This window comes from Phytohabitans houttuyneae (assembly GCF_011764425.1).
Lineage (GTDB): Bacteria > Actinomycetota > Actinomycetes > Mycobacteriales > Micromonosporaceae > Phytohabitans > Phytohabitans houttuyneae.
Map to the genome: position 1 here is coordinate 1,168,068 of NZ_BLPF01000003.1, position 25,039 is coordinate 1,193,106.

The following is a 25,039-nucleotide window of genomic DNA, read 5'->3' on the forward strand; positions in this document are numbered from 1 at the left end:
CTGAGCGGCCTTCGTGATCCGGCGGAGGGCGGCGCGGGACGGCGCTGTTCGCGCTCGGGCAGGATGGGGGCATGGGGAAGATCGAGATCAGGCGGGTCGGCTACCTCGACCCGGACGCGCAGGTGATGGTCGAGGCGGCTCTTGACGACCTGCGCGTGCGGTACGACGACGGTGAGGGTGACGGCACGCCGGTCGACCCGTCCGACTTCGAGCCGCCGCGCGGCGCGTTCTTCGTCGCCTACCTCGACGGCGAGCCGGTCGCCTCCGGCGCGTGGCGCACCCACGGCGCGGACGGCGCGGCCGCGGAGATCAAGCGGATGTACACCGCGCCGGCCGCCCGCGGGCGCGGCATCGCGCGGGCGGTCCTGGCCGAGGTGGAGCGGTCCGCGCGGGACAGCGGGCTCCAGCGCGCGGTGCTGGAGACCGGCGGCCGCCAGCCCGAGGCGATCCGGCTGTACCAGACGTCGGGGTACCGCCGGATCGCCAACTTCGGCTTCTACCGCGACGAGCCCGACGTGCACTCGTTCGGCAAGGAGCTGCTAGCGGGTTCCCAGGACTGAGCCGCCGGTCAGCCTCGCCGGCCCGGCGCAGCGGTCGACGCCCACCCGCACGTAGCGGCCGAGCCCGGTGAACTCGACGCGGCCGGCGCCGACGCGGTCGGTGGCGTCCCGCGCGGCCACCGTCCACCGGCGGCCGTCCACCGAGGTCTCCACCCGGTAGTCGACCGCGTGCCGGCGGGCGGCGAACGTGACCTCGACGCCGGTCAGCTCGCGCAGCCGGCCCAGGTCGACGTGCCAGCCGCCGTGCCCCGGCCTCCACCGCAGGCCGCCGGCGTGGTCCACCGGGATCTCCTCGGCCGTGTACCGGCTGTAGTTGTAGTGCTTCTTCGCCTGCGGCAGCGGCCGGCCGGTCACCTTCGCGGCCAGGTCGCACGGCGCGCTGGAGTACACGTACGCGCGGTCGCCCATCACGTAGTCGACCACCTCGGTGCGGTCGTCGCCGCACACGTCCGCGCGGACCATGCGCCCGTCGACCGGGAACGTGGCCACGCGCTGGCCGGTGCCGTCCCAGATGCCGGCCACCTCGCCGCAGCCCCTGTTCCAGGCCAGGAGCAGGTCGCGGTACGTGCCGTCCCAGTTGTGCAGCGGCTCCAGCACGGTGCCCCAGCAGCCGAGCGTGCTCCGCTGCTCCTTCCACAGCGTCTGGCCGGTCGCGGAGACCAGGTACAGCGAGTCCTTGCCGGTGGTGGCGGTGCGGTCCACCCGGTCCAGGCCGGCCACCTCGAGGCCCGGCAGGTCGGGCCGGAAGTCGCCGAGGCCGACCTGCTGCGCCTCGACCGCGTCGAGGTTCTGCCAGAGCAGGGTGCCGTCGGAGCGGTACGCGTTGGTGCTGTCACCGCCCAGCCCCGCGCCGCCGAACACGACGTCCTCGGCACCGTCGCCGTCGATGTCGCCGACCGCGATGGAGTCGGGGTGGTCGGCCATGTTCGCGGTCCAGACGAGCTCGCCGTCGGGGGTGACGAAGTCGTACCCGGCCAGCAGTTCCTGCCGGCCGTCGTCGTCGAAGTCGTGCGGGTACGGGCGGTGGCCGACCGTGCCGCGGTGCGTCCAGAGCAGGTTGCCCTCGCTGTCGGTGACCCACACCTGCTCGTACCGGTCCTTGAACATGATGTCCCGCGGCCGGTCGAGCCCGCGCACGTTCGCGATGACGATGGTGTCCCAGGCGTTCGGGCCGGGCACCGGGAATGCGCGGGTGAGCTGCCCGGTCCGCCCGTCGAAGATGCGCAGCTCGCCCTCCATCACGGCGAGCACCTCGTTGTCGCCGTCGCCGTCGATGTCGTAGATCTCGGCGGGGATGTCGGTGCCGTTGTTGGTGACCCGCGGGTCGGGGGTGCCGACCTGCCACAGCTGGCCGCCGCCGCCCAGGTCGAAGGCGGCGAGCGCCTGCACCTGCCGGCCGATGTACCGGTCGTCGGCCGAGTACGTCGGCTGCATCGTCACGATGTCGAGCCGCCCGTCGCCGCTCACGTCACCCATCAGCAGCCGCGCCCCGGTGCCGCCGGCGCTGGTGTCCACGCTGGTGACCAGCTGGGGTTCGAGCGAAACCGGCGCGGGCGGCGCCACCCCTGTCGCCGCGACCGCCAGGGCGGCCGCGATCAGAACGTTCATGCCGAGCTCCTTCCCTTGTGCATCAGCCCATCGCGGCGCCGTACCTTGCGTCGCCGGTCAGGAAGCGGGTGGCCGGCAGCGAGCCGTCCGGCCGGCGCGGACCCTGGGCCGTGGCCGGGTCCGTCGAGTCGAAGGCGGGCTCCTGGCCGCCGTCCCAGGTGTTGCCCTCGGACCGGGCCTGCTCGTCGCCGATCTCGGCGGGGGTCGGGTTGCCGGCGGCCGCGTTGCCGGTCAGCGCGGCGGTCGCCGTCGCCAGGTGGAAGCCGATCTCGCCGTTGCGGAACGCGGTGTTGTGCGAGAGCTCGATGCCGCCGGGGTTGCCGCCGTCGTCGAAGCCGTACCGCACGTTGTCCCAGGCGGCGTTGTCGCGCAGCTGGTGCGCGGCGGCCGGGGCCGGGCTGCCGCCGCCGAGGTGGAAGCCGTCGGCGTTGGCCTGCCACTCGGGCGCGTTCCACCGGTTGACGCCGTTGCCGTACGCCCAGTTGCGTTCCAGGCGCACCGGGTCGGCGAAGTGGCCGACGTCGAAGCCGCTGTCGGCGTTGTCGAAGGCGCGGCAGCCGCGGACGAGGTTGCCGGTGCCGTCGCCGAACTTGATGGCCAGGCCCACGCCGGCGCGGCCCTTCTCGCGCGGGTCGTAGTTGCGGTAGAAGTCGCTGTCCAGCACCTGGTTGTCGACGGTGCCCGGATCCCGCAGGGTCAGCCCGGAGCGGACATTGTCGTGAAAGGACAGTCGCTGGAAGACGTTGCCGCGGCAGGAGACGCAGACGTACGCGTGGCTGAGTGAGCCTTTGATCTCCAGGCCGCGCACGGTCCAGTAGTCGCCGCGGTGGGTGACCGCCCACTTGCGGATCGGCACGTCGCGCGCGTCGATGACCGGCCGCTCGTCGCGGTAGTTGGTGAGCGTGATGCGGCGGTCCGGCTCGCCGTCGACGTCGATGACCAGGTCGTCCGTGGGCCGGTACGTGCCGCCGCGCATCGCGATCGTCTGCCCGGGCCGGACGGCGGCGACCGCCTTGTGCAGTGTGGCGTAGGGACGGGCGAGGCTGCCGTCGCCGGCGTCGGACCCGTCGGGCGCGACCACGATGTCGGGTACCGCCGTCGCGCCCGGCGGCGCCGTGCCCGCCCGCGCGGGGGTGGTGGCCGGGCCGGTCGCCGGCGCCGTCCCGCTCCCGGCCCCGGTCACGGCCGGCTCGGCGAAGGGCAGGGCCGGCAGCAAGGGCTTCTCCACCACGGCGTACGTGAAGCCGCCACCCGCCACCGCGGTGGCCGCCGCGGCGACAAGCAGCTTCTTATGCAGGTAGCCGAGGAGCCCCGGGCCGGCCGACAGGGACGTGCCCTTGGCCAGGACGACGGGTGCGGGGAGCGCGGACAGGCTGAGTAGCAGCTGGTCGAGCGGTACGAGGCCGCGGCGGTGGCCCGCGCACCGCGCGCAGTCGCGGGTGTGCCGGACCAGCCGCTTGCGCCACAGGGGAGCGGTGGTGCCGTTCCAGCCGCGCAGCTGGCCGGAGAGCTCGGGGCAGCGCGGGTGGGCGCTGAGCGCGCGGACGAGCCCACGGGTCGCATCGAGGCGTTCGCGGAGGCGCTGCAGGCGTACCGCGGCGTGTTTGGCGTTGACCGCGAGCGCCGCCGCCACCTCCTCGCGGGTGAGCTCGCCGGCCGCCTCCTGCCACCAGAGTGCGAGCAGCTGGCGGTCGCCGTCGTCGAGCCACCGCGAGGCCTGGGCGAGCTCGCGCCGCTGCCCGGTGAGGGCGAGCGCGCTGACCGCGTGGTCGGCGAAGTCGGCGCGCGGGTCGGGCAGCTCCGCCGGGGCGTCCCGGACCCGCAGCAGGGTGCGGCGGCGGTCCCGCAGGTGGCGCTGGACCTGCCGGTACGCGATGGTGATCGCCCAGGCGCGGAAGCGGTCGGGCTCGCGCAGGCCGGGCAGCCCACGCATGATCTTGATCATGGTGTCCTGCACGAGGTCGTCGACGTCGGCGTGGCCGCCGAGGGCGCGGCCCACGACGCCGTAGATCACCGGCAGGTGGGCGGCGACGAGCGCGTCGAGCGCGTCGCGGTCGCCGGCCTGCGCGCGCACCACCAGCGCGGTGACGCCAGGGGCGGCCTCGATCTCACTCTGAGTCATGGCTGCGCCGCTCACCACCGATCGATCCGGCCGGCACGATGGTGACACAACGACGTAAGTAAGTAAAGACAACCAACTATGTATTGCGTTGTCGCTGGGGGAAGCGTATTCCTGATAGCCAGATCGAGGATTTTGGTTATCCGCCGTTGCCCGCGGGTGTCTACCAGGGTGCCGTCACCTCCCACGGCCACCACCTTGCTCACCGTGACCACAGAGGAGCCCCACGATGATCCAACTGAGACGCATCGGCAGGGGGCGCCGCCTGGCGCTCGTCGCCGGTGCGACCGCCCTCGCCGCCGTTGGCGCGATCACGACCGTCAGCGTCACCACGGCGTCGGCGGCGACCGTCAGCACCAGTGCCGACTACGTGTTCGTCAACCGGCACAGCGGCAAGGCGATGGACGTGTACAACTGGGCCACGGGCGACAACGCCCCCATCGTCCAGTTCGCCCGCAACGACCTCGCCGTGCAGCGGTGGCGCTTCGTCGACGCCGGCAGCGGCTACTACAAGGTGCGGTCGGTGCACAGCGGCAAGGTGCTGACCCTGCCGGACGCCACCGACGGCGCCCGCCTGGTCCAGGCGACCGACAACGGCAACACCCGGCAGCACTTCCGGCTGGCCGACTCGGACAGCGGCTACGTCCGGTTCATCAGCCGCCACAGCAACAAGGCGCTCGACCTGTGGGAGTGGTCCACCGCCGACGGGGCGCCGATCGCCCAGTTCACCGACCTCAACGGCGCGAACCAGCAGTGGCAGCTGGTCAACCTCGGCGGTGGCGGGGGCAACCCGACGCAGCCGCCGCCGTCCGGCAGCTGGCCGACGCCGACCGGGCAGGTCTCGGTGAACGGCACGATCAACGTCTCCGGCACGCTCGACGGCGGGATGCGCCGGTACTGCTGCATCGGTGACGGCGGGCAGGAGGAGAGCCAGGACCCGATGTTCAGCCTGGCTTCCGGCGCCACCCTGCAGAACGTCATCATCGGCGGTCCGGCCGGCGACGGCGTGCACTGCGCCGGCGCCTGCACGCTGCGCAACGTGTGGTGGGAGGACGTGGGCGAGGACGCGGCCACGTTCCGGGGCAGCGGCTCGCCGAACTTCCTGGTCGACGGCGGTGGCGCGCGCAGCGCCAGCGACAAGGTCTTCCAGCACAACGGGCCGGGCACGCTGACCATCCAGAACTTCCAGGCCACCAACTTCGGCACGTTCTACCGCTCGTGCGGCAACTGCTCGACGCAGCACGCCCGCCACGTGGTGATCCGGAACGTGACGCTGACCCGGCCGGGCAACACGATCGCCGGCATCAACACCAACTACGGCGACACCGCCCGGTTCAGCGGCATCACGATCGTCAACGACTCGTCGCGGGCGATGGTCATCTGCCGCAAGTACCGGGGCAACAACAGCGGTGACGAGCCGACCCAGGTCGGAACCGGCGCGGACAGCACGAACTGCTTCTACGCCACGTCCGACATCACCTACCGGTAGCCGCCTACATCGGCGACCACCGATTGACAAAGTTTAACGCTCCAACTTAGTGTTCACGGCGCGCGGGTGGCGCCCGGCCTCCCGCGCGCCGTGTTTCTCTGGAGGGCACCTATGAGGCGAACACGCCGGCGGCTCGGAATCGTCGCCGCCGCCACGGCCGGACTCGTCGCCGCGGCCGGCGTCATCCTGGCCACGAGCGCGCAGGCGGCGGCCGGCTGCCGCGTGACGTACGCGGCCGGCAGCCAGTGGCCCGGCGGCTTCACCGCCAACGTCGGCATCACCAACCTCGGTGACCCGGTCAACGGCTGGAGCCTGGTCTGGACCTTCCCGTCCGGCCAGCGGGTGACCCAGGCGTGGAGCGCGAACGTGACGTCCTCCGGCGCCACGGTCACCGCGACGAACGTCGGCTACAACGGCGCGATCGCCACCAACGCGACCGTCTCGTTCGGCTTCAACGGCTCGTGGACCGGCACCAACACCGCGCCCACCTCGTTCGCCCTCAACGGCGTCACCTGCACCGGCGCGGTCGGTACGACGCCGCCGCCGACGAGCCAGCCGCCGACCAGCGGACCGCCGACGAGCGCGCCGCCCACCTCGCGGCCGCCGACCACGCCGCCGCCGGCCGGCAACGCGATGGCCGCGGTGGCCGCCATGCAGCCCGGATGGAACCTGGGCAACTCGTTCGACGCGGTCGGCGCGGACGAGACCGCGTGGGGCAACCCGCGGGTCACCGAGGCGCTGCTGGACAACATCCGCGCACAGGGCTTCAACAGCATCCGCATCCCGGTCACCTGGACCAACCACCACGGCGGCGCGCCGAACTACACGATCGACGCGGCCTGGCTGAACCGGGTGCGCGAGGTGGTCAACTGGGCGCTCGCGGACGGCTTCTACGTGATGATCAACCTGCACCACGACTCGTGGCAGTGGATCAACACGATGCCGACCGACCGCACGAACGTGCTCAACCGGTACAACGCGCTGTGGACGCAGCTCGCCGCCGCCTTCCGGGACGCGGGCCCGCGCCTGACCCTGGAGAGCGTGAACGAGCCGCAGTTCACCGGCAGCTCCGGCGACGCGCAGAACGCGCAGCTACTCAACGAGCTCAACACCTCGTTCCACCGGATCGTGCGCGCCTCCGGCGGTAACAACGCGACTCGCCTGCTCGTGCTCCCCACCCTGCACACCTCGGCCGACCAGGCGCGGGTGGACGAGCTGACCGCCACGTTCAACGCACTCAACGACCCCAACCTGATCGCCACCGTGCACTTCTACGGGTACTGGCCGTTCAGCGTGAACGTGGCCGGCGGCACCCGCTTCGACGCCACCGCGCAGCAGGACCTCGTGGCCCAGTTCGACCGCGTGTACAACGCGTTCGTGTCCCGCAACATCCCAGTGATCATCGGCGAGTACGGGCTGCTCGGCTTCGACCGGCACACCGGCACGATCGAGCAGGGCGAGAAGCTGAAGTTCTTCGAGTACCTGGGCTACTACGCCCGCAACCGGCGGATCACCACCCAGCTGTGGGACAACGGCCAGCACTTCGGCCGCACCTCGTTCCAGTGGAGCGACCCGGAGCTGATCGCCCAGATCAAGTCGAGCTGGACCACCCGCTCCGGTACCGCCGCGAGCGACCAGGTGTACGTGCCGCGCACCGGCTCGATCACCAGCAAGAGCCTGGCGCTCAACCTCAACGGCCTGACCTTCCAGGGGCTGCGGCAGGGGAACACCGACCTGGTCAGCGGCACCGACTACACGGTCTCCGGCGGCACGCTCACGCTCACCGCGGCGGCGGTCACCCGGCTGGTCGGCTCCCGCGCCTACGGGGTCAACGCGAACATCCAGGCCCGCTTCTCGGCCGGCGTGCCGTGGCGGATCAGCATCATCACGTACGACCCGCCGGTGCTGTCGAACGCGACCGGGCCGACCGGGTCGTTCACCGTGCCGACCCAGTTCCGCGGCGACCAGCTCGCCACGATGGAGGCCAGGTACGCGGACGGCAGCAACGCCGGCCCGCACAACTGGACCTCCTTCAAGGAGTTCGACGTCACGTTCGCGCCGAACTACAGCGCCAACACGATCACGCTGAAGCCGGAGTTCTTCGCCGAGGTCAACGACGGCCAGCGGGTGACGCTGACGTTCCACTTCTGGAGCGGCACCACGCTCACGTACTACGTCACCGAGTCCGGCGGCAACGTCACCGGAAGCACGAGCTAGCTCGCGCGGCACAAGGGCACGGCCGGCGAACCAGCCGGTCGTGCCCGCAGCCTGCCTGGCCTACGGCCCCGCTGTCCACATCGGACGCGGCGGCGACCCGGTCAGCCGTAGCGGCGCACCGTCTCCGGATGGATGACGATGCGGACCAGCTCGTCGCGGAGCATGCCGTCCAGCACCGCGGCGAGCGCGGGGTCGGACAGGTCCCAGTAACGGTCGGCCAGGCGCGAGGCGAGCTCGGCGCCGCCGTCCGGCGACACCGTCACCGGGCCGGTCACGGAGACCCAGTACTCGGGTTCGCCGACCTCGTTCGCCGCGACCAGCGAGGCACGCGGCCGCGCGCGGAGCCGGCGGACCTTCGGCGAACCGGCGCCGGAGAAGATCTGGAACGTGCCGTCGCCGGCCACCTCGAACCACACCGGCCGCGGCGCCGGCACCGGGTCGCCGTCCCGGCCGGGCACGGTGAGGAAGCCCAGCCGCGGGCGGCGCAGGAACTCGCGGTCACGTTCGTTGAGCGCGCTCACCCGTCGACGGTACCCCTCTAAGATCCGTGGCGAGCGGGAGGAGCGCGCGATGGCCGAGGCATGGGTTACGGACGGCGACCTGCGGGCGGCGGGGGAGCGGTACGCGGCCGGCATACCCGGCTACGCGGTGCCGGCCGCGCACGGCGTCGCCCGCAAGGACGGCGACGAGCTGACGTTCGCGCACGTCAACCCGCCCGGCGCGGCCCGCGTGCTGCCCGCGGTGGTGATGGCTTCGGTCTGCGGGTACGTGGCGACGACCGGCGTCTTCCCCCTCGACCGCGCGCGTTTCGCCGAGGCTGTCGCGCGTCTCACACCGGCCGAGGCGGCGACCCACATCCCGCACCCCAACCTGTGGACGTGGCGGGAACTGCTGGCCGGCTGCGACGAGGACAGCACCTTCCTCGCGTTCTACCTGGCGGACGCCGGTGACCCGGTGGTCGACGGCGACGACGCACGGTTCCGTGAGCGCTTCCCGGCGTGAGCGTCCCCGCGACTCTCTTGTGGACTGACTAAGCTGGACCCCGCAGTTGCCTGGCCGTCCTCGATCCTGGCAGGGGTGCCGATGGACCAGCCGACCTGGGCGGAAGGCGTCGACCTTTCGCGGCCCAGCCCGGCCCGTGTGTACGACTATCTGCTGGGTGGTCGGCACAACTTCGCCTCCGACCGGGCCCTGGCCGAGCAGATGCTGGCCGTCGAGCCGGACGCGCGGCGGTGGGCGGCGGCCAACCGCAGCTTCCTGGGGCGCGCGGTCGAGCACCTGCTGGACGCCGGTGTGCGGCAGTTCATCGACCTGGGCGCGGGCATCCCCACGGTGGGCAACGTGCACGACATCGCGCTCGGCGCCACCTCGGACGCGCGCGTGGTGTACGTCGACGTCGACAAGGTCGCGGTCACGCACAGTCGCCACCTCGTCTCGGACGTGTCGGACCGGGTGGGCGTGGTCCAGGCCGACCTGCGCCGCCCCGAGGCGGTGCTCGGCGACCCGGTCACCCAGCGCCTGATCGACTTCCGCCGTCCGGTCGGCATCCTGATGGTCGCGGTGCTGCACTTCGTGCCCGACTCCGACGACCCGCGCGGCGTGCTCGCGGTGTACCGCGACGCGGTGCCACCCGGCAGCGGCCTCGTCATCTCGCACATGACCCACCCGGCGGAGATGACCGAGGATGTGGAGCGGACGGTCAAGACCTACAGCTCCAGTGCGGCGCCGCTGACGTTCCGGTCCAAGAGCGAGATCGAGGAGCTGTTCACCGGCTGGTGGCTCACCGACCCCGGCGTGGTCGGCGTCCTGCAGTGGCACCCGTCGTCCCCCGGCTCGGTCGGACCGGACATTCCGGGCCTCGTCGGGGTGGCGACCAAGCTGTAGGCCGCGGCCGGCCGTGAGAATCTTCACGCCCGGCGCGTACGGCATCACCACTGGTCGATCGGTGTCCAGGCCGTCGCGCGGGCGAAATCGTTGCTACGTCAAGGAAAGCGGCGGCCGAGCCGCCTGCCGACCCTTCACGATCGACTCCCAGGGCTTCTGAGCAGCCTCTTTATTGTGGATCAAGGCCAGCGGAGGCGGTTCGAGATGGGGGTTGCGCGCGTCGTGAGTGGTTTCGCCACCCGGACCTGGGACGGGTTGACCATCCCGGCACCGGGGACCTACGAGCTCGACCCCGCGCACAAGCGGATCGGCTTCCTCGCCCGGCACATGATGGTCAGCCCGGTGCGCGGCGAGTTCGCGGCGGCGACCGCCCGGATCACGGTGGCCGACGACCCGCTGGAGTCCGCGGTGACCGCCACGATCGACGCGACGAGCATCACCACCGGCAGCGCCGACCGGGACGCGCACCTGAGCAGCGCGGACTTCCTCGACGTGGCGACCTACCCGACGCTGTCGTACCGCAGCACCGGCATCGGGCGGCCCGAGACCGAGGACCCGATCTTCTTCTGGGCCCGGCTGAAGGGGTACCGCCAGGGTCTGCGCGACGGCGGCGGCCCGGTGCCCCGGCAGTCGCCCGGCCGGTTCGTGCTGGCCGGGGAGCTGACCGTCAAGGACGTCACCCGCCCGGTCGACCTGCAGGTGGAGTTCGGCGGCGCCCGCACCGACCCGTACGGGCAGGACATCTTCGGGTTCAGCGCCACCGCCGAGATCAACCGCGAGGACTTCGGGCTGCTGTGGAACGTGGCGCTGGAGACCGGCGGCGTCCTCGTCGGCCGCACCGTCCAGATCGAGATCGCCGGGGAGGCGATCCGCCAGCCCTGACCGGCCGCCGCGTCGTGGCTGGTCAGCACGCCTGCCCGGGCGCCGCCGCGACGGATGACGTACCCGCGAATCAGGTCATCCCGCCGAGGCCCGATGTCACCTCGGCGGCCTGCCCGGACCTCGCCGGCCCGTGCACGGTGACCGTCCCGCTGTCCCGGCCGCTCGGCGACCGGGAGCTGTACGACGCCGCCGGCCGGCGCTGGTCCCGGCCAACGGCTGAGCGGACAGAAAGCGGCGCCCCTCCCGGCCAGGAGGGGCGCCGCGGGTGACGGCTGTGATCAGCTCGTCGGGAAGTTGTCCGGGGTCATGATGCGGCTGCGGATGAACTGGCCGGACGGCTTGAGCACGCCGGTACCGCTGTAGTTGCCGCCGTTGCAGGTGCCCGGCAGCAGCGCGGCGCTGCTCTCGCTGTGGTCGGAGAACGTCCAGTTCGCGTAGCTGATCTTCAGTGAGTCGAGCAGGTTGATCCAGGTCGTGCTGCTGGCCTGGTCGAACGGCCCGCTGCCGGTGTAGTCCACCGTGCCGAACTCGGTGACGAACAGCGGGATGCGGGTCGCCGCCCGGCTCACCGCCGCGCGGTAGTTGTCCTGGTGCGAGGCGGCGTAGAAGTGGAACGCGTACATCACGTTTGTGGCGTTGACCGGGTTGTTGATCACCTCGGTCTCGTTGCCGCCCTCGGAGACGCCCAGCGACGACCAGGCGCGGGTACCGACGATCACGACGCTGTCCGGGTCGTTGCCGCGGATCACCGGGATGACCTGCTCGGCGTAGCTCTTGATGGAGCCCCAGCTCACGCCGTTGGGCTCGTTGGCGATCTCGTAGATGACGTTGTTCTTGTTGGCGTGGCGGGCGGACACCGCGGCGAAGAACGTCTTGGCCCGCTCGAGGTTGAAGTTCGGGTCACCCGGCGTGAGGATGTGGAAGTCGATCAGCGCGTACAGCCCGCGCGCCGTGGCCAGCTCGACCAGGTTGTTCACCTGGTTGGTGAACGCGGTCGGGTTGGTCTCGTACCCCTCCTCCTGCACGTACATCGAGATGCGGAAGAGGTCGGCCTTCCAGTCGTTGGCCAGCGCGTCGAGCGAGGCGTTGTTGTAGCAGCTGCCGAACCACTGGATGCCGTGCGTGCTCATGCCGCGCAGCTGGATCGGGCGGTTGAACTGGTTGCACAGGTTGACCCCGCAGACCCGCAGCTGGCCGTTGATCGCGACCGGGGTGGTGCCGGTCGGCGGCGGCGTCGTCGGCGGGGCGCTGGTGGGCGGGTTGCTCGTCGGCGGGTTGCTGGTCGGCACCCCGGTCGTCGGCGTGACCGGGCCGTTGCAGAGGTGGCCGTTGAGGCTGTAGTTGGTCGGCACCGGGTTGGCGCCGGACCACGAGCCGGTGAAGCCGATGGAGGTCGAGGCGTTGGTGGGGAGGTTGCCGTTCCAGCTGTAGCTGGCCGCGGTGACGCGGGTGCCGGACTGGGTCCAGGTGGCGCTCCACCCCTGGGTCACCCGCTGGCCGGTGTTGGGGAAGTCGAAGCCGAGCGACCAGCCGTTGATCGGGTCGCCGAGGTTGGTGACCCGCACGTCGCCCTGGAAGCCGCCCTGCCACTGGCTGACGATCCGGTACTCCACGCGGCAGCCCGCCGCGGCCGAGGCCATGGTCTGCGGGAGCACCGCAGCGGTGAGGCCGGCGGCGCCTACCGCGCCGGCCATGATCAATGCCGCGGAACGTCTCATACGATCCTCTTCATATCGGGGATTGTCGATGGGAGCGCTCCCAGTTTCACGGCGGCCCGGCCCGTTTGTCAAGCGGTGGGCCGGTGCCCCCGGCACCGGCCCACCATGATCACTAGAGGGTGACCACCCGGCCGCCGAGCGTGACCACGAGACGGCCGTCGGAGGCGAAGGACCAACCCAGAGCGCCGGTGTACGCCGCGCAGCGCGACCCGTTCGACCCCGACCAAAACTGGTTCGAGCTGTCCGAGTTGCCGATGATCCGGTCGGTGGAACCGCTGTCGCACGAGGTGTTGCTCCGGAACACCGAGGTGCCGCCGTCGAAGTTGAAGTTGCGCTCGGTGTTGCCGACGCCGAGGTTGTTCGACATCGTGATCGTGCCCAGGTTCCGGTTGTACGTGAACCCGTGCTTGCCGTTGCGGTACGCGATGCTGCGCCGCACGACGTGGTTGACCGCGATGTCCTCGCCGCCGAGCTTGAAGCCGTTGCGGTCGCCGTTGCCGGCCTGGCCGCCGTTGCTGAGCGTCCCGTTGTTGTACGCGACCGAGTCCTCGATGGTCACCGCCCCGATCGCGCCGGTGTCCGTCTTGGTGTAGAGGTCCCAGCCGTCGTCGATGTTGTTGTGCGAGACGGCGTACCGGAACACGTTCCCCGGTCCGGAGGTGAGCTTCGCGGCGAACCCGTCGGCGTCCTCGCCGTCGGAGTCGGCGTTGTCGTGCGACTCGGCGCTGAGGATGAGGTTGTTCGACGGCCACTGCTCGCGCGGGGTGTCCGAGGCGATCCGGGACAGCTGCAGCCCCGAGTCGCGGTTGTAGCGGGTGACTGTCCGCTCGATGATGTTGTTGCTGCCGCCCACGAAGATGCCGTTGTCGCCGGCCCGCTCGACGACGATGCCGCGCACGTGCCAGTACGCGCCGTTGAGCGCGAGCCCGCGGTTGGCGGTGTCCTCGCTCTGCGCCGAGAAGTTGAGCACCGGCGTCTCGCCCTGGTACGCGTACAGCTTCTTGCGCGCGCTCGACGTGCCGTTGTTGCCCGGCGCGATGGTGACCGTCTGCGCGAGGCTGTACGTGCCGCCGCGCAGGAAGATCGTCCCGCCGGTGGGCACGCGGGTGATCGCCGAGGCGAGCGTGGTCGGGTTCGCCAGGGTGCCGGCCGCGCCCGCCGTGCCGCCCGGCGCCGCGTACAGCGTGTCGCCCGACGGCGGCGGCGTCGTCGGCGGTGCCGTGGTGGGAGGTGCCGTCGTGGGCGGTGCTGTCGTCGGGGGTGCTGTCGTCGGGGGTGCCGTGGTGGGCGGCGCGGTGGTCGGCGTGACACCGCCGGTACAGGTCACGCCGTTGACCGCGAAGCTCGCCGGCACCGGGTTGCTGCTGTTGTTCCACGAGCCGTTGAAGCCGAACGAGGCCGTGGCGTTGGTGGCGAGGCTGCCGTTCCAGCTCACGTTCGCGGCCTGCACGGTGCTGCCGCTCTGGCTGAAGGTGGCGTTCCACCCCTGGCTGACGGTCTGCCCCGCCGCGAAGGACCAGCTGACCGTCCAGGCCGTGAGCGGGTCGCCGACGTTGGTGAGGGTCACGTTCGCGCTGAAGCCGCCCGGCCACTGCGAGGCCACCGTGTACCCGACCCGGCAGCCGACCGCCGCCTGCGCCGCACCGGCCGTGACCACCACACCAGCCGTGGCCGCGGTCGCCGCCGCGACCGCGGACACCCACAGCGCGCCCGGGCGCCGTCTGTCGTGCATGCTGCTGCTCCTTCGTCGTGGGTTGACGCCGGCGGTCCCTGTCCGGCCGGCACCGTCGTAGACGCCGGCGGGGCGGCCGGGACAACAGAAACCGCCGCACCGCGTGGGCGATGCGGCCTTTGTGGACATATGTCGGATATAGTCCTCGGCGATGACCGCGAGTGCCCTCAGCCCCCTGCGTCCCGACGACTGCCGACACTGCGGCGGCCCGGTCGTCTGGGGCACCCTCCAAAATGGACGCAACCGCTGCTTCGACCGCGCGCCGCAGCCGTGTGCCGCCGTGGCGCCCACCCAGCGGTACGCCTACAGCCGCCGCCTCGGCGCCGTCGTCTGCCTCGACGGCGAGCGCCACCTGCCGCCGCTCGTCCTGCGCGGCCACGTCTGCACCGGCCGCCAGTAGACCGCGCGCTCGCGCGCGCCGGCCGCGCGCGGCCCGCGGTCCCGGCGCGGCGGTCCCGGCGCGCGGTCCCGGCGCGGCGCGGTTGATCAGGGACTTCGAGGGTGGACACGCCGAGGGGACACGCCCACCAACTCCCTGATCGACAGCGAAAAGGGGCGGGGCGGGCGGGTCAGCCTTCGGTGGGAACGATCATCGGGGTGCCGGCGACCGGGTCGGGGACGACGACGCAGCTGAGCCCGAAGACCTTCTCGACAAGCTCGGCCGTGACCACCTCGGTGGGGGAGCCCTCCGCGACGATCGCGCCGTCGCACATGGCGATCAGGTGGTCGCAGTAGCGGCAGGCGAGGTTGAGGTCGTGCATGACGATGACGATCGTCTTGGCGGAGCCGGCGTTGAGCTTGCGCAGCAGCCGCAGCAGCTCGACCTGGTGGTTGATGTCCAGGTACGTGGTGGGCTCGTCGAGCAGCAGCAGGTCGGTGTCCTGGGCCAGCGCCATCGCCACCCACACGCGCTGCCGCTGCCCGCCGGACAGGTCGCGCAGCGGGCGGTCGACGAGGTCGGCCACGCCGGTGGCGTCGAGGGCGCGGGTGACCGCGTCGTGGTCCCGTTCGGTCCACCGGCGGAACCAGCCCTGGTGCGGGTACCGGCCGCGGGAGACGAGGTCGGCGACCGTGATGCCGTCGGGGGCGATCGGGCTCTGCGGAAGCAGGCCGAGCACCTTGGCGACGTCGAGGGTGCGCATGTCCGCGACCGACCTGCCGTCGATGAAGACGGCGCCGTCGCGGGGCGGCAGCAGCCGCGCGAGGCCGCGCAGCAGGGTGGACTTGCCGCAGGCGTTGGCGCCGACGATCGCGGTGACCCGCCCGTCGAGGACGGTGAGGTCGAGGTCCGCGACGACGGTGCGGTCGTCGTATCCGAGGGTGAGGCCCTGCGCGCGCAGTCGGGTCATCCGCCCGCTCCTTGCCGGTTGGTGGTGGCGAGCAGCCACAACAGGTACGGGGCGCCGACGGCTCCGGTCACCACACCGGTGGGCAGCGGCGTCGGCATGAGGTGTACCGCCACGAGGTCGGCGGTCAGCAGCAGCGCGGCGCCGGTCAGCGCGGCGGCGACTACCCCGCCGGTGGCCGGGCCGAGCAGCCGGTTCGCGATCGGGCCGGCGACCAGCGCGACGAACGCGATCGGGCCGGCCACCGCGACGGCCAGCGCGACGAGGACCACCGCGACGGCGAGCAACCCGGCGCGGCTCAGCTCGGTGCGGGTGCCGAGCGCGCGGGCCGCGTCGTCGCCGAGCTCCAAAGCCCGCAGCGGCCGCTGGAGCAGCACGGCCACCGGCAGCAGCACGATCAGCGCGCCGGCCAGCAGCCGCAGCTCGTCGCTGCTGGCCTGCCCGACCGAGCCGGTCAGCCAGTGCATCGCCTGCCGCGCCTCGTAGAGCTGGGCGCGGCTGAGGACGTACCCGACGAGGCCCTCGAAGAAGACCGCGACGCCGATGCCGATGAGGATGAACCGGTAGCCGGTGACCCCGTCGCGCCAGGCGAGCAGGTACATGGCGAGGGAGGCGACGATCGCGCCGCCGAGCGCGAGGCCGCTGACGACCAGGCCGCTGGCCTGCAGCAGCACGATCCCGCTGACCGCGGCGAGGCTGGCGCCGGAGGTGATGCCGACGAAGTCGGGCGAGGCCAGCGGGTTGCGCAGCAGCTGCTGGAAGATCGTGCCGGACGCGCCGAGCGCCAGCCCGACGGTCACCGCGGAGGCGGCGGTGGGCAGGCGCAGGCCGCGCACCACGAAGTCGACGCTCGGGTCGTCGCGCAGGTGCAGCACCGAGGCGATGACCTCCCACGCGCCGAGCCGGAAGCTGCCGACCATCATCGTGACCACGAAAAGGGCGAACACGGCGACGGCGAGCGCGCAGGTCACCGCCGCGGAGCGGGCGGCGCGGCGCCGCCGGTTTCCGCGCACGGCCGCCGCGGCCGCCGAGGATGGCGCCACGGTCTTGAACGCGGTGGTCGCTGCCATCGCTCACACCTCCGAGAGCCGGGCGTAGCGCACGATGGCGACGAACGCGGGCGCGCCGACCACGCCGAGGACCACGCCGACCTGCAGCTCGTCCGGCGCCGCCACGACCCGGCCGACGACGTCGGCCAGCAGCAGCACGATCGGGGCCAGCAGCATCGAGTACGGCAGGATCCAGCGGTAGTCCGGCCCGCAGATGAACCGGGCCAGGTGCGGCACGACGAGCCCGACGAAGACGATCGGCCCGCAGGCGGCGGTGGCCGCGCCGGCGAGCACCGCCACCACGGCGAACGCCGCCGCACGGGTGCGGGTCACGTGCTGGCCGAGGCCGCGGGCCACGTCCTCGCCGAGCGCCAGGCCGTTGAGGGCGCGGCCGAAGAACATCGAGACGGCGAGCGCCACCAGCAGGAACGGGGCCACCCCGACCAGGATCGGCGCGTACCGGCCGGCGAGCGAACCCACCTGCCAGAAGCGCAGCTCGTTCAGGGCGTCCACATTGGTCATCACGATGCCGGTGGTCACCGAGGCGAGGCCGGCGGTCACCGCGGCACCGGCGAGGGCCAGCTTCACCGGCGTGGCGCCCTCGCGACCCAGCGAGGCGATCGCGTACACGAGCACGAGCGCGCCGGCCGCGCCGATGAAGGCGAACCACACGTACACGCCGACGCCGCGCACGCCGAGCACCGTGATCGCGAAGACCACGAACGCGGCGGCGCCGGAGTTGATGCCCATGATGCCGGCGTCGGCCAGCGGGTTGCGGGTGACGCCCTGCAGGATCGCGCCGGCGACGCCGAGCGCCGCGCCGACGAGGATGCCCAGCAGCGTGCGGGGTACTCGCAGCTCCAGCGTGACCGTGCTGGTGATCGAGCCGTCGTTGTCCAGGCTGCCCAGCGCGCGCAGCACGTCGGACAGGCCGATGGACCGCGAGCCCTGCGTCACGCTGAGGAACGCGACGACGGCGAGTACCGCGCACAGCACGGCGAGCCCCGGCCCGAGGGCCAAGGCTCGCCGCGCGCGGCGTGGCGCGGTGCGGGTCGCGTAACGGCTAGGCGCCGACATTCGGATCCGCGGCCTTGACCGCCTCGGTGAGCTTGTCCAGCTCGGTGGCGAAGTCGCCGTACGTGTGCAGCCAGAACGCCGGCCACGCGACCACCGCGCCGGCCTTGGCGGCCTTGATCTTGAACCAGGTGGGCTGCTTCTTGCCCCACTCCGCGTTCGCCGTGGCGGTGAACGAGCGGCCGTCCCACAGGATCAGGTCGGGCTGGTACTTGTCGGCGTTCTCCCAGCTCAGGTTCTCCCAGTACGGGAAGCCGGGGTCGGGGCTGGCCGGGTTGATCACCTTCAGGCCCCAGCTCTGCAGGTCGAGCAGCTCCGGCGCGTACTCGGGGTTCGCCACGTACACCTTGTCGTCGGCCGGCGACATCGCCGCGACCGTGAGGTCCGCCTTGCCCGCCACGGCCTGCTTGAACGCGGCCACCGAGTCCTCGAACCGCTTCTTGTTGGCGGCGATCTCCGGACTGTCCACCTTGGCGCCCAGGCTGGCGGCGAGGTCCTCGTACCCGTCGGCGAGCGCGACGATCGACTTGCCCTGCGAGACACCGACGACGGGAGCGAGCTCGGCGAGCTTCTTGCTCTTCTCGTCGACGCCTTCCTCCATGCCGCTGTGCGCCTTCTCGGCCGGCCACCAGTCGCCGACGATCAGGTCCGGCCGCAGCGCCGCCGCCTTCTCCACATCGATCTTGCCCCACTCCTCACCGAGGATCTCGATGCCGGTGAGGTCGAGGTTCTTGAGGTTCGGGTCGGTCTTGACCGACTCGTCGGCGAAGATGCCGACCGGCTTGATGCCGAAGGACATCAGCGCCGCGGCCTCGCCGGCGTGCGCGATGATCCGCGTCGGGGTCTTGTCGGCCTTGACGACCTGGCCCGACCCGTCGGTGAACGACCAGGGACCGGCGGGGGCGGCGGCGGCCGAGTCGCCGCCACCGGAGGAGTCGTCGCCACAACCGGCCAGGACGGCGCTCAGCGCCGCCACGGCCACGACGGTACGCCATGCGCGCATGGTGGAAGTTCCGTTCTCGTTGATGGGGGATCCGCGGTGCGGAGTTAGGTTAGGCTAACCAGCCTGCGGCGGTTCGTCTAGTCCGATGATCAGACTCACCGTCCCCTTGCGACGAGTCGCCGGCCGTGCGCGCTCGGCGATGGCGTGTCAGTCGATGCGGCCGATGGGCTCCCGCTTCTCGGCCTGGAACACGTCCTCGGTGCGGCCGCGCGCCCAGTAGCCGGAGATGGAGATGGCCGTGCGCGGGATCTCCCGGTCCCGCAGGACCTGGCGGACGGCCTTGACCGACTCGCGTTCACCGTGGACGAAGACCTGCACCGCGCCCGGGTCGGCCGGCCAGTCCGCGCCGTCGACGGCGCGCGCCAGGAAGCCGGTGTCGCTCTCGTCGGTGTTGACCAGCCAGTTGAGCGTGACCCGCTCGGGGCACTTGATCGCGAGGATGTCGGACCGGTCGGCGACCTCGATGTGCGCGACACCGGCCGCGTCCTCGGGCAGCGCCTCCAGGGACGCGGCGATGGCCGGCAGGGCGGACAGGTCGCCGGCGAACACGTGCCACGCGGTGGCCGGGTCCGGCGCGTACCCACCACCGGGGCCGGCCGCCACGAGCCGGTCGCCGGGCGCGGCCTTCGCCGCCCACACCGCCGCCACGCCGGTGTCGCCGTGGGTGACGAAGTCGATGGCCAGCCGCCGCGCCGCCCGGTCCACCCACCGGACCGTGTACGTGCGCACGACCGGAAGCTGGTGCGGCGGCAGGGTGGCCCGCAGCGTGGCGAGGTCGTACGGCGGGGCGAGGCCGAGGTCCGGGTCGACGAAGACCAGCTTGACGTACGCGTCGGTGTGCCCGTTGTCGGCGAAGTCACCGAGCGAGTCGCCAGTGGCGACCACCCGCACCAGGTGCGGGGTCAGCCACTCGGTCGTCTCGACCGCGAGCACGTGCTGGGTCGGACCTTGCCGTCGCGGTGCGGTCATACCACCGATCCCCTCCGATAGATCTCGCTGGATTAGGCTAGCCTAACTTGCCGTCAAGCCCCCTAGCGGGTGGCCGATAGCCGACAAAAGGCGTACGCCTCCCCAGTTTGATTGCCGCCGCCTTGGCACGGTGCGAGGATTTCGTCTTCGTATGAACGGTTGGCACGGGTTCTCGCGCGGGTGCGGCGACCGGCGGAAGGGGCGGTGTTGGGCTGGAACTCCGGACCGTGGAACGGCGACGCCGGTCAGCCCGCGATCGACCGGCGGGTGCGGCAGCGTGAGGCATTCTTCGCGGCGGGGCTCGCCCTGTTCGGGCGGGACGGGTTCGCACTGACCTCTGTGGAGCGTCTGTGCGTGGAGGCCGGCGCGACACCGCGCGACTTCTACCGCGAGTTTCCGGACACCGAGGGGCTGCTGATCGCGGTACACGACCGGATCACCACCGAGGCGATGCGCGCGATGTCCGCGGCCCTGGCGGAGACCTCGCCCGAGCCGCTGGAGACGAGGATCGGCGCCGCCGTGCGGGCGTACCTGGGGGTGACCGCACGCGACCCGGCCCGGGCCCGGGTGGCGTACGTCGAGGTGCTCGGCGCCGGCCCGACGATGGAGCTGCACCGCCAGGCGTGGCGGGAACGCTTCATCGACCTGTTCACCGCCGAGGTCGAGCGGGCCGTGGCCCGGGGCGAGGCGGAGAGCCGCGACTACCGGATGACCGCGATGGCCGTCGTCGGCACGGTCAACGAGCTGGCGTACCAGTGGGCCCGCCGCGCCGACCGCCCGCCGGCCGACCAGATCATGGGCGAGGTCGTAAGGCTGATCGTGGCCGCCCTCAACGGCCGCCCGCACCAGACCCGCGACGCCGGCACCTGACCGCCCCTAGCGCGGGCGGGCCCTGGTGATCGCCACGCAGCAGCGGCCCGGAGCCGGCGCCAGGTGGGCGCGCAGGTCCTTCGCGGGCAGCGCGTCGAGCAGGCCGCCGACCAGGTCGAGGTTCATCCCGCAGACCAGCGCGGTGTACCGCTCGGCGAGCTGGTGGAACGGGCAGTTGCTCAGCTCCACCCCGTCGTCGGTGACGCGCGGTTCGAAGCCGGCGCCGGACAGGGCCTCGGCGACCGCGGTGAGGCCGTCGCCGTCGCGTGGCGGGTGGGCCAGCTCGCGGCCCGCCGCCCTGGCCGCGCTCGTCAGCGCGCCGTCCACGGAGGTGCCGGTCCGTCCGGCCGTGGTGATGGCCTCGGCCATGATGTGGCCGGCCAGGTCGTAGCGGCGCTCGGGCAGGCTCACGGCCAGCTGGCCGGCGGCGCGGCGGTAGAGCTTGGCCGGGCGGCCGGCGCCGGGGCCGCCGCGCCCGGGTGGCCGCCGGTACTCGGCCTCCAGCAGGCCGTCCTCGACCAGCTTGTCCAGGTGGAACTTGGCCAGGTGGTGGGCGACGCCGACGCCGGCCGCGGCGCGTTCGCGGCTGACCGGCTCGGGCTGGGCGACGACGTAGCGGTAAAGCGTGCGGCGGACCGGTTCACCGAGCGCCGCGAGGCGGCTCAGGGCGGCGTCGAAGTCGTCCTGGCTCATCCGCCGCATTCTAACGGACGCGCTTCTTGACGAAAGAGAACCGGCCGCTCTAACGTCGACTCCGATGTCCGATACAGGGAGCCGCGCATGACCGCCGACGGAGCGTACGTGATCGTGGGTGCCGGCCAGGCCGGTGCGATGGCCGCGCAGACCCTGCGTGAGGAGGGCTTCGGCGGCGGGATCGTCCTCGTCGGGCAGGAGGACGACCGGCCGTACGAGGCGCTGATCCGGTCCGGCAAGCCGGTCGACGCGGACCGCCTCGCCGACCCCGAGGTGCCGTTGGAGTCGCTCGTCGACCGGTAGCGCGCTGCCCGGGCGGCGAGGCGTCCGGTGCAGCGGTCGAACCCCCGTGGTGCGCGACCCGGGCCTACGGCCGGCGGCGGAGTGGGGCCGCCGCCCGGCCGGGCCTGCCCGCGGGGGGTCACCGCCGCCGGCGGGGCTCTGGAGCTGGGCGCACCGCTGCGCCCAGCTCCGGATCTCTGTGCGCCGCCGCCCCGCCCGACGCGCGGCTCCGCCGCTGCTCCACCGCGCGCCGCTCCGCCCCGCCGCAACGCTCACCCGCCGCGGGCCGCTCCGCCACCACGCCATGGGTGATCTTGACATGCGGTCTTCGTACACCCGTACGATGCGGCGATGCGCCTGCCCTACTACGTCGAACACGCCTACCTCGTGGACCGCGGGATCCCGGACGACCAGGACGCGCCGGTGCTCGTGGCGGTGGAGCTGCTGGGGGAGAGCGCCCCGCCGTTCGCGTGGGAGCTGCGGCTGCGGGAAGGGCCGGGCATCCCCGGCCGCGGTGCGGGTGGGCTGCGCAGCGCGGTCGGGCGGTACGACAGTGAGGTCGAGGCGCGGGCGGCGTTGCGGCGGGTGTACGAGGCGTACCGGCGGATGGGGAAGTGGCGGGTGAACCGGCCGGAGCCGCCGCCCACCGCGGGTCAGTCGCGGTAGCGGGCCACGGGCGGTGCGGGGGTGGTGCCGAGGCCGGAGAGCCATCGCTGGTGCAGGGCGCGCCAGGTGCCGTCCAGGCGGACGCGTTCGAGCACCCGGTTGACGAAGCGGACCAGGTCGGTGGCGGCCGGTGCGGTGGCCACGCCGTAGGGCTGGGGCTTGAGCGGCGGGCCGACCACCTCCGTCGTCGGGTCCTGCGCGGCCAGCCCGACGAGCAGTACGTCCGACGTGGACACCGCGGCGATCTGGTGCTGCTGGAGCAGCACCAGGCAGTCGATCACCTCGGTGGTGGCGACCGGGATGACGCCGGGGTAGTCGGCCAGGTTGCGGATCGACGTGCTGCCGGCCGCGGCGCAGACCTTCTTCCCGGCGAGGTCGTCCATGCCGTCGATGCCGGAGCCGGCCGGCACGAGCAGGCGCTGGGCGGCGCCGTAGTACTCGGTCGAGAACGCCACCTGCCGCCAGTCCCGGCAGGTCATCGTCATGGTGCGGGCGACCAGGTCGACCTTGCCGCCGGTGAGGCTGGGCACGCGGTCGGCGGCGCCCATCGCCACGAACCGGACCTTGTCGCGGCTGCCCAGCAGGTCGAGGGCGATCTCCCGGACCAGGTCGATCTCGAAGCCGGCGAGCTCGCCGGTGTCCGGGTGGCGGAAGCCGAGCTGGTACGCGTTCTGGCTGACGCCCGCGACGAGCAGGCCGCGCGCCCTGATCCTGGCCAGCGCCGGCCCGTCGAGCGTGGCGGACGGGCGCAGGCTCCGCCTCGGGTCGCAGGTCTCGCCGGACTCCTCGGCCGCCGGCGGCGGGGCCGGGTCCTGCACACCGACCGGGCGGGGTGCCTGCGCGGCGGCCGGCGGGTCGGCGACGGCCGGCGGCGAGGTGCCGCAGCCCGCGGCAAGCAGCAGCACGGCGGCGAGCGCCCCCGCGGTCCTCTTCACCACGCGCACGGTAGCGGTATCCGTCAACGGCGGGTCAACAATGCAACAAACCTGCAAACACCAGCGCTTGCCACAGGGGAAACCGCTTTCCTACGATGGCCTTCCATTGATGTTGAGCTTTGGGGCCGGGCCAGGGTTCAGCGCGCCGGCGCGAGCGCCGGCCACTTCCGTGCGCGCCTGACGGCCCCACGCCACCGCGCCCTCAGCGACGGGTCGGCGGCCGCTCCCGGCGGGCCGCCACGCGACATCCGAAGACGAAAGGTCAAGACGAGCGATGAAACGACCAGTCGCACTGCGACTCTATGCGGCGCTCGGCGCGGCGGCCCTCGCGGCCGCGGCCGGCGTCGTCCTGTCGATACCCGAGGCGTCGGCCGCGACCGGCGGCGTCACCGGCTTCGCCACCCAGAACGGCGGGACCACCGGCGGCGCGGGCGGGCAGACGGTGCAGGCCAGCACGGGCACCGCGATCCACACCGCGCTGTGCACCCGGGCCAGCAGCAGCACGCCGATCATCATCCAGGTCTCCGGGACGATCAACCACGGCAACACCACGAAGGTGTCGGGCGACAGCTGCAACACCGCCGCCGACAAGATCGAGCTCAAGGAGATCAGCAACGTCACGATCATCGGGGTCGGCGGCGGCGCGGTCTTCGACCAGCTGGGCATCCACATCCGTGACTCCAGCAACATCATCATCCAGAACGTGACCGTGCGGAACGTCAAGAAGTCCGGCTCGCCCCTGTCCAACGGCGGCGACGCGATCGGCATGGAGAGCACCGTCCGCAACATCTGGGTCGACCACGTGACGCTGGAGGCCTCGGGCGGCGAGGCGGAGGGCTTCGACGGCCTGTTCGACATGAAGGACAACACGCAGTACGTGACGCTGTCCTACAGCATCCTGCGCAACTCCGGCCGGGGCGGCCTCATCGGCTCCAGCGAGAGCGACACCTCGAACGGGTTCGTCACGTTCCACCACAACCTGTACGAGAACATCGACTCCCGCACGCCCCTGCTGCGCGGCGGCATCGCGCACATCTACAACAACAGCTACGTCAGCCTGCACGAGTCCGGCATCAACTCGCGGGCCGGCGCGCGCGCCAAGGTGGACAACAACTACTTCCGGAACTCCAAGGACGTCCTCGGCACCTTCTACACCGACCAGGCCGGCTACTGGCAGGTCAGCGGCAACATCTTCGACAACGTGACCTGGTCCAGCCCGGGCGAGGACACCAACCCGGCCGGCCCGAACGTGCAGTCCAACACGAGTGTCAGCATCCCGTACGCGTACACCCTGGACGGTGCCAGCTGCGTGCCGAACATCGTGAGCCAGACGGCCGGCGCCAACAAGGGACTGCAGGTCTCCAACGGCAACTGCGTGCCGCAGACCCCGACCACGACGCCGCCCACCGGCTCTTCGCCGACGCCCACCCGGACCGCCTCGCCGAACCCGACCACGCCGGCCCCGACCACGCCCGCGCCGCCGAGCGGCACGAACCTCAGCATCGGCGCCGGCGCGGACGGCTCCAGCAAGGCGAGCGGCACGAGCTACGGCAACGTGCGCGACGGTGACATGAACACCTACTGGTCCCCGGCCGGCTCCACCGGCTCCATCTCCATCAAGTGGGGTTCGGCGACGTCGGTGTCCCGCATCAACATCCGCGAGCACTCGGGCGCCGCGGGCGCCATCGGCTCGTGGCGGATCGTCAACGCCGACAACGGCGCGGTCCTGCGGACCGGCAGCGGCGCGGGCAGCTTCACGTTCGCCCAGACCTCGCTCAAGAAGATCACGTTCGAGATCACCAGCGCGAACGGCACACCGCGGGTCGCCGAGTACGAGACCTACGCCTCGTAGCGGCGCCCCTCCGTCCGGGTCCGTCCACACCGGTGGGCGGACCCGGCCCTGGTTTGGGGCTGAGCTGGCCCACCACGCGGCGTGAGGCCGC

At 72.1% G+C, this 25,039-nt stretch carries 24 protein-coding genes; 12 read left to right on the forward strand and 12 right to left on the reverse strand.

Annotated elements, in window-relative coordinates:
* Window positions 1–71: 71 nt before the first annotated feature.
* The gene (locus tag Phou_RS40240; protein WP_173067681.1) at window positions 72–560 is read left to right on the forward strand and encodes a GNAT family N-acetyltransferase; all 489 of its coding nucleotides are present in this window, start codon (window positions 72–74) and stop codon (window positions 558–560) included.
* On the opposite strand, the gene Phou_RS40245 is transcribed toward Phou_RS40240, so the two are convergent.
* Together Phou_RS40245 and Phou_RS40250 are read right to left on the reverse strand one after the other, a co-directional pair.
* Entirely contained in the window at window positions 540–2,168 is a 1,629-nt protein-coding gene (locus tag Phou_RS40245) for a discoidin domain-containing protein (protein ID WP_173067684.1), read from the reverse strand. The two genes, Phou_RS40240 and Phou_RS40245, sit on opposite strands and share 21 nt — an antisense overlap.
* 22 nt (window positions 2,169–2,190) lie before the next feature.
* A complete protein-coding gene (locus Phou_RS40250) occupies window positions 2,191–4,290 on the reverse strand; it encodes a sigma-70 family RNA polymerase sigma factor (RefSeq protein ID WP_173067687.1) in 2,100 nt (699 codons plus the stop codon).
* 226 nt (window positions 4,291–4,516) lie between these two features.
* Here Phou_RS40250 and Phou_RS40255 point away from each other — a divergent pair, with 226 nt between their 5' ends.
* Together Phou_RS40255 and Phou_RS40260 are read left to right on the forward strand one after the other, a co-directional pair.
* Window positions 4,517–5,776, forward strand: a complete 1,260-nt coding sequence (locus Phou_RS40255) for a pectate lyase (RefSeq protein WP_173067690.1) — start codon at window positions 4,517–4,519, stop codon at window positions 5,774–5,776.
* Between the two features lie 111 nt (window positions 5,777–5,887).
* Window positions 5,888–7,993, forward strand: a complete 2,106-nt coding sequence (locus Phou_RS40260) for a cellulase family glycosylhydrolase (protein ID WP_173067693.1) — start codon at window positions 5,888–5,890, stop codon at window positions 7,991–7,993.
* Between the two features lie 101 nt (window positions 7,994–8,094).
* On the opposite strand, the gene Phou_RS40265 is transcribed toward Phou_RS40260, so the two are convergent.
* The gene (locus Phou_RS40265) at window positions 8,095–8,514 is read right to left on the reverse strand and encodes a pyridoxamine 5'-phosphate oxidase family protein (protein WP_246274276.1); all 420 of its coding nucleotides are present in this window, start codon (window positions 8,512–8,514) and stop codon (window positions 8,095–8,097) included.
* Window positions 8,515–8,563: 49 nt separating this feature from the next.
* On the opposite strand from Phou_RS40265, the gene Phou_RS40270 reads away from it, so the two are divergent.
* From Phou_RS40270 to Phou_RS40285, 4 genes are all read left to right on the forward strand, one after another.
* Window positions 8,564–8,995, forward strand: a complete 432-nt coding sequence (locus Phou_RS40270; protein ID WP_173067699.1) for a hypothetical protein — start codon at window positions 8,564–8,566, stop codon at window positions 8,993–8,995.
* An 81-nt stretch (window positions 8,996–9,076) separates the two neighbouring features.
* Entirely contained in the window at window positions 9,077–9,877 is an 801-nt protein-coding gene (locus Phou_RS40275) for an SAM-dependent methyltransferase (protein ID WP_173069031.1), read from the forward strand.
* Window positions 9,878–10,081: 204 nt separating this feature from the next.
* Window positions 10,082–10,759 (forward strand): YceI family protein, encoded by a 678-nt coding sequence (locus Phou_RS40280; RefSeq protein WP_173067701.1) that lies wholly within the window; start codon window positions 10,082–10,084, stop codon window positions 10,757–10,759.
* 14 nt (window positions 10,760–10,773) lie between these two features.
* On the forward strand, window positions 10,774–11,028 hold the full coding sequence (locus tag Phou_RS40285) for a hypothetical protein (protein ID WP_173067704.1): 255 nt from the start codon (window positions 10,774–10,776) through the stop codon (window positions 11,026–11,028).
* A gap of 9 nt (window positions 11,029–11,037) precedes the next feature.
* On the opposite strand, the gene Phou_RS40290 is transcribed toward Phou_RS40285, so the two are convergent.
* Both Phou_RS40290 and Phou_RS40295 read right to left on the reverse strand, forming a co-directional pair.
* Window positions 11,038–12,477, reverse strand: coding sequence for a cellulase family glycosylhydrolase (locus Phou_RS40290; RefSeq protein ID WP_173067706.1), 1,440 nt, complete (start codon window positions 12,475–12,477; stop codon window positions 11,038–11,040).
* A 112-nt stretch (window positions 12,478–12,589) separates the two neighbouring features.
* The gene (locus Phou_RS40295; RefSeq protein ID WP_173067709.1) at window positions 12,590–14,209 is read right to left on the reverse strand and encodes a cellulose-binding domain-containing protein; all 1,620 of its coding nucleotides are present in this window, start codon (window positions 14,207–14,209) and stop codon (window positions 12,590–12,592) included.
* 151 nt (window positions 14,210–14,360) lie between these two features.
* Between Phou_RS40295 and Phou_RS40300 the strand changes: the two genes are divergently transcribed.
* On the forward strand, window positions 14,361–14,609 hold the full coding sequence (locus tag Phou_RS40300) for a hypothetical protein (RefSeq protein ID WP_173067712.1): 249 nt from the start codon (window positions 14,361–14,363) through the stop codon (window positions 14,607–14,609).
* Window positions 14,610–14,778: 169 nt separating this feature from the next.
* Here the strand turns inward: Phou_RS40300 and Phou_RS40305 are convergent, their stop codons facing one another.
* The 5 genes from Phou_RS40305 to Phou_RS40325 all read right to left on the reverse strand — a co-directional run bounded on the left by Phou_RS40305 (window position 14,779) and on the right by Phou_RS40325 (window position 19,650).
* Complete coding sequence (locus tag Phou_RS40305; protein WP_173067715.1) at window positions 14,779–15,558, reverse strand: ABC transporter ATP-binding protein; 780 nt, start codon at window positions 15,556–15,558, stop codon at window positions 14,779–14,781.
* The gene (locus tag Phou_RS40310; protein ID WP_173067718.1) at window positions 15,555–16,625 is read right to left on the reverse strand and encodes a FecCD family ABC transporter permease; all 1,071 of its coding nucleotides are present in this window, start codon (window positions 16,623–16,625) and stop codon (window positions 15,555–15,557) included. The genes Phou_RS40305 and Phou_RS40310 overlap by 4 nt, the downstream gene beginning before the upstream one ends.
* Before the next feature lie 3 nt (window positions 16,626–16,628).
* The gene (locus Phou_RS40315; RefSeq protein ID WP_173067721.1) at window positions 16,629–17,681 is read right to left on the reverse strand and encodes a FecCD family ABC transporter permease; all 1,053 of its coding nucleotides are present in this window, start codon (window positions 17,679–17,681) and stop codon (window positions 16,629–16,631) included.
* Complete coding sequence (locus tag Phou_RS40320) at window positions 17,668–18,681, reverse strand: ABC transporter substrate-binding protein (RefSeq protein WP_218579503.1); 1,014 nt, start codon at window positions 18,679–18,681, stop codon at window positions 17,668–17,670. Before Phou_RS40320 ends, Phou_RS40315 begins: the two co-directional genes overlap by 14 nt.
* A 147-nt stretch (window positions 18,682–18,828) precedes the next feature.
* Complete coding sequence (locus Phou_RS40325) at window positions 18,829–19,650, reverse strand: siderophore-interacting protein (protein WP_173067727.1); 822 nt, start codon at window positions 19,648–19,650, stop codon at window positions 18,829–18,831.
* A gap of 159 nt (window positions 19,651–19,809) precedes the next feature.
* On the opposite strand from Phou_RS40325, the gene Phou_RS40330 reads away from it, so the two are divergent.
* Window positions 19,810–20,520 carry a TetR/AcrR family transcriptional regulator gene (locus tag Phou_RS40330; protein WP_173067730.1) on the forward strand — a complete coding sequence of 237 codons (711 nt, stop codon included), beginning with the start codon at window positions 19,810–19,812 and terminating at the stop codon, window positions 20,518–20,520.
* Between the two features lie 6 nt (window positions 20,521–20,526).
* On the opposite strand, the gene Phou_RS40335 is transcribed toward Phou_RS40330, so the two are convergent.
* Window positions 20,527–21,213, reverse strand: a complete 687-nt coding sequence (locus tag Phou_RS40335; RefSeq protein WP_173067733.1) for a helix-turn-helix transcriptional regulator — start codon at window positions 21,211–21,213, stop codon at window positions 20,527–20,529.
* A gap of 87 nt (window positions 21,214–21,300) precedes the next feature.
* Here Phou_RS40335 and Phou_RS51735 point away from each other — a divergent pair, with 87 nt between their 5' ends.
* Together Phou_RS51735 and Phou_RS40345 are read left to right on the forward strand one after the other, a co-directional pair.
* Complete coding sequence (locus Phou_RS51735; RefSeq protein WP_218579504.1) at window positions 21,301–21,516, forward strand: hypothetical protein; 216 nt, start codon at window positions 21,301–21,303, stop codon at window positions 21,514–21,516.
* Between the two features lie 330 nt (window positions 21,517–21,846).
* Window positions 21,847–22,161 carry a hypothetical protein gene (locus Phou_RS40345; RefSeq protein ID WP_173067736.1) on the forward strand — a complete coding sequence of 105 codons (315 nt, stop codon included), beginning with the start codon at window positions 21,847–21,849 and terminating at the stop codon, window positions 22,159–22,161.
* Here the strand turns inward: Phou_RS40345 and Phou_RS40350 are convergent.
* Complete coding sequence (locus Phou_RS40350; protein ID WP_173067739.1) at window positions 22,149–23,096, reverse strand: glutamate ABC transporter substrate-binding protein; 948 nt, start codon at window positions 23,094–23,096, stop codon at window positions 22,149–22,151. The genes Phou_RS40345 and Phou_RS40350 overlap by 13 nt on opposite strands.
* Window positions 23,097–23,370: 274 nt before the next feature.
* Between Phou_RS40350 and Phou_RS40355 the strand changes: the two genes are divergently transcribed.
* Window positions 23,371–24,948, forward strand: a complete 1,578-nt coding sequence (locus Phou_RS40355) for a pectate lyase family protein (RefSeq protein WP_173067742.1) — start codon at window positions 23,371–23,373, stop codon at window positions 24,946–24,948.
* Window positions 24,949–25,039: the final 91 nt, after the last annotated feature.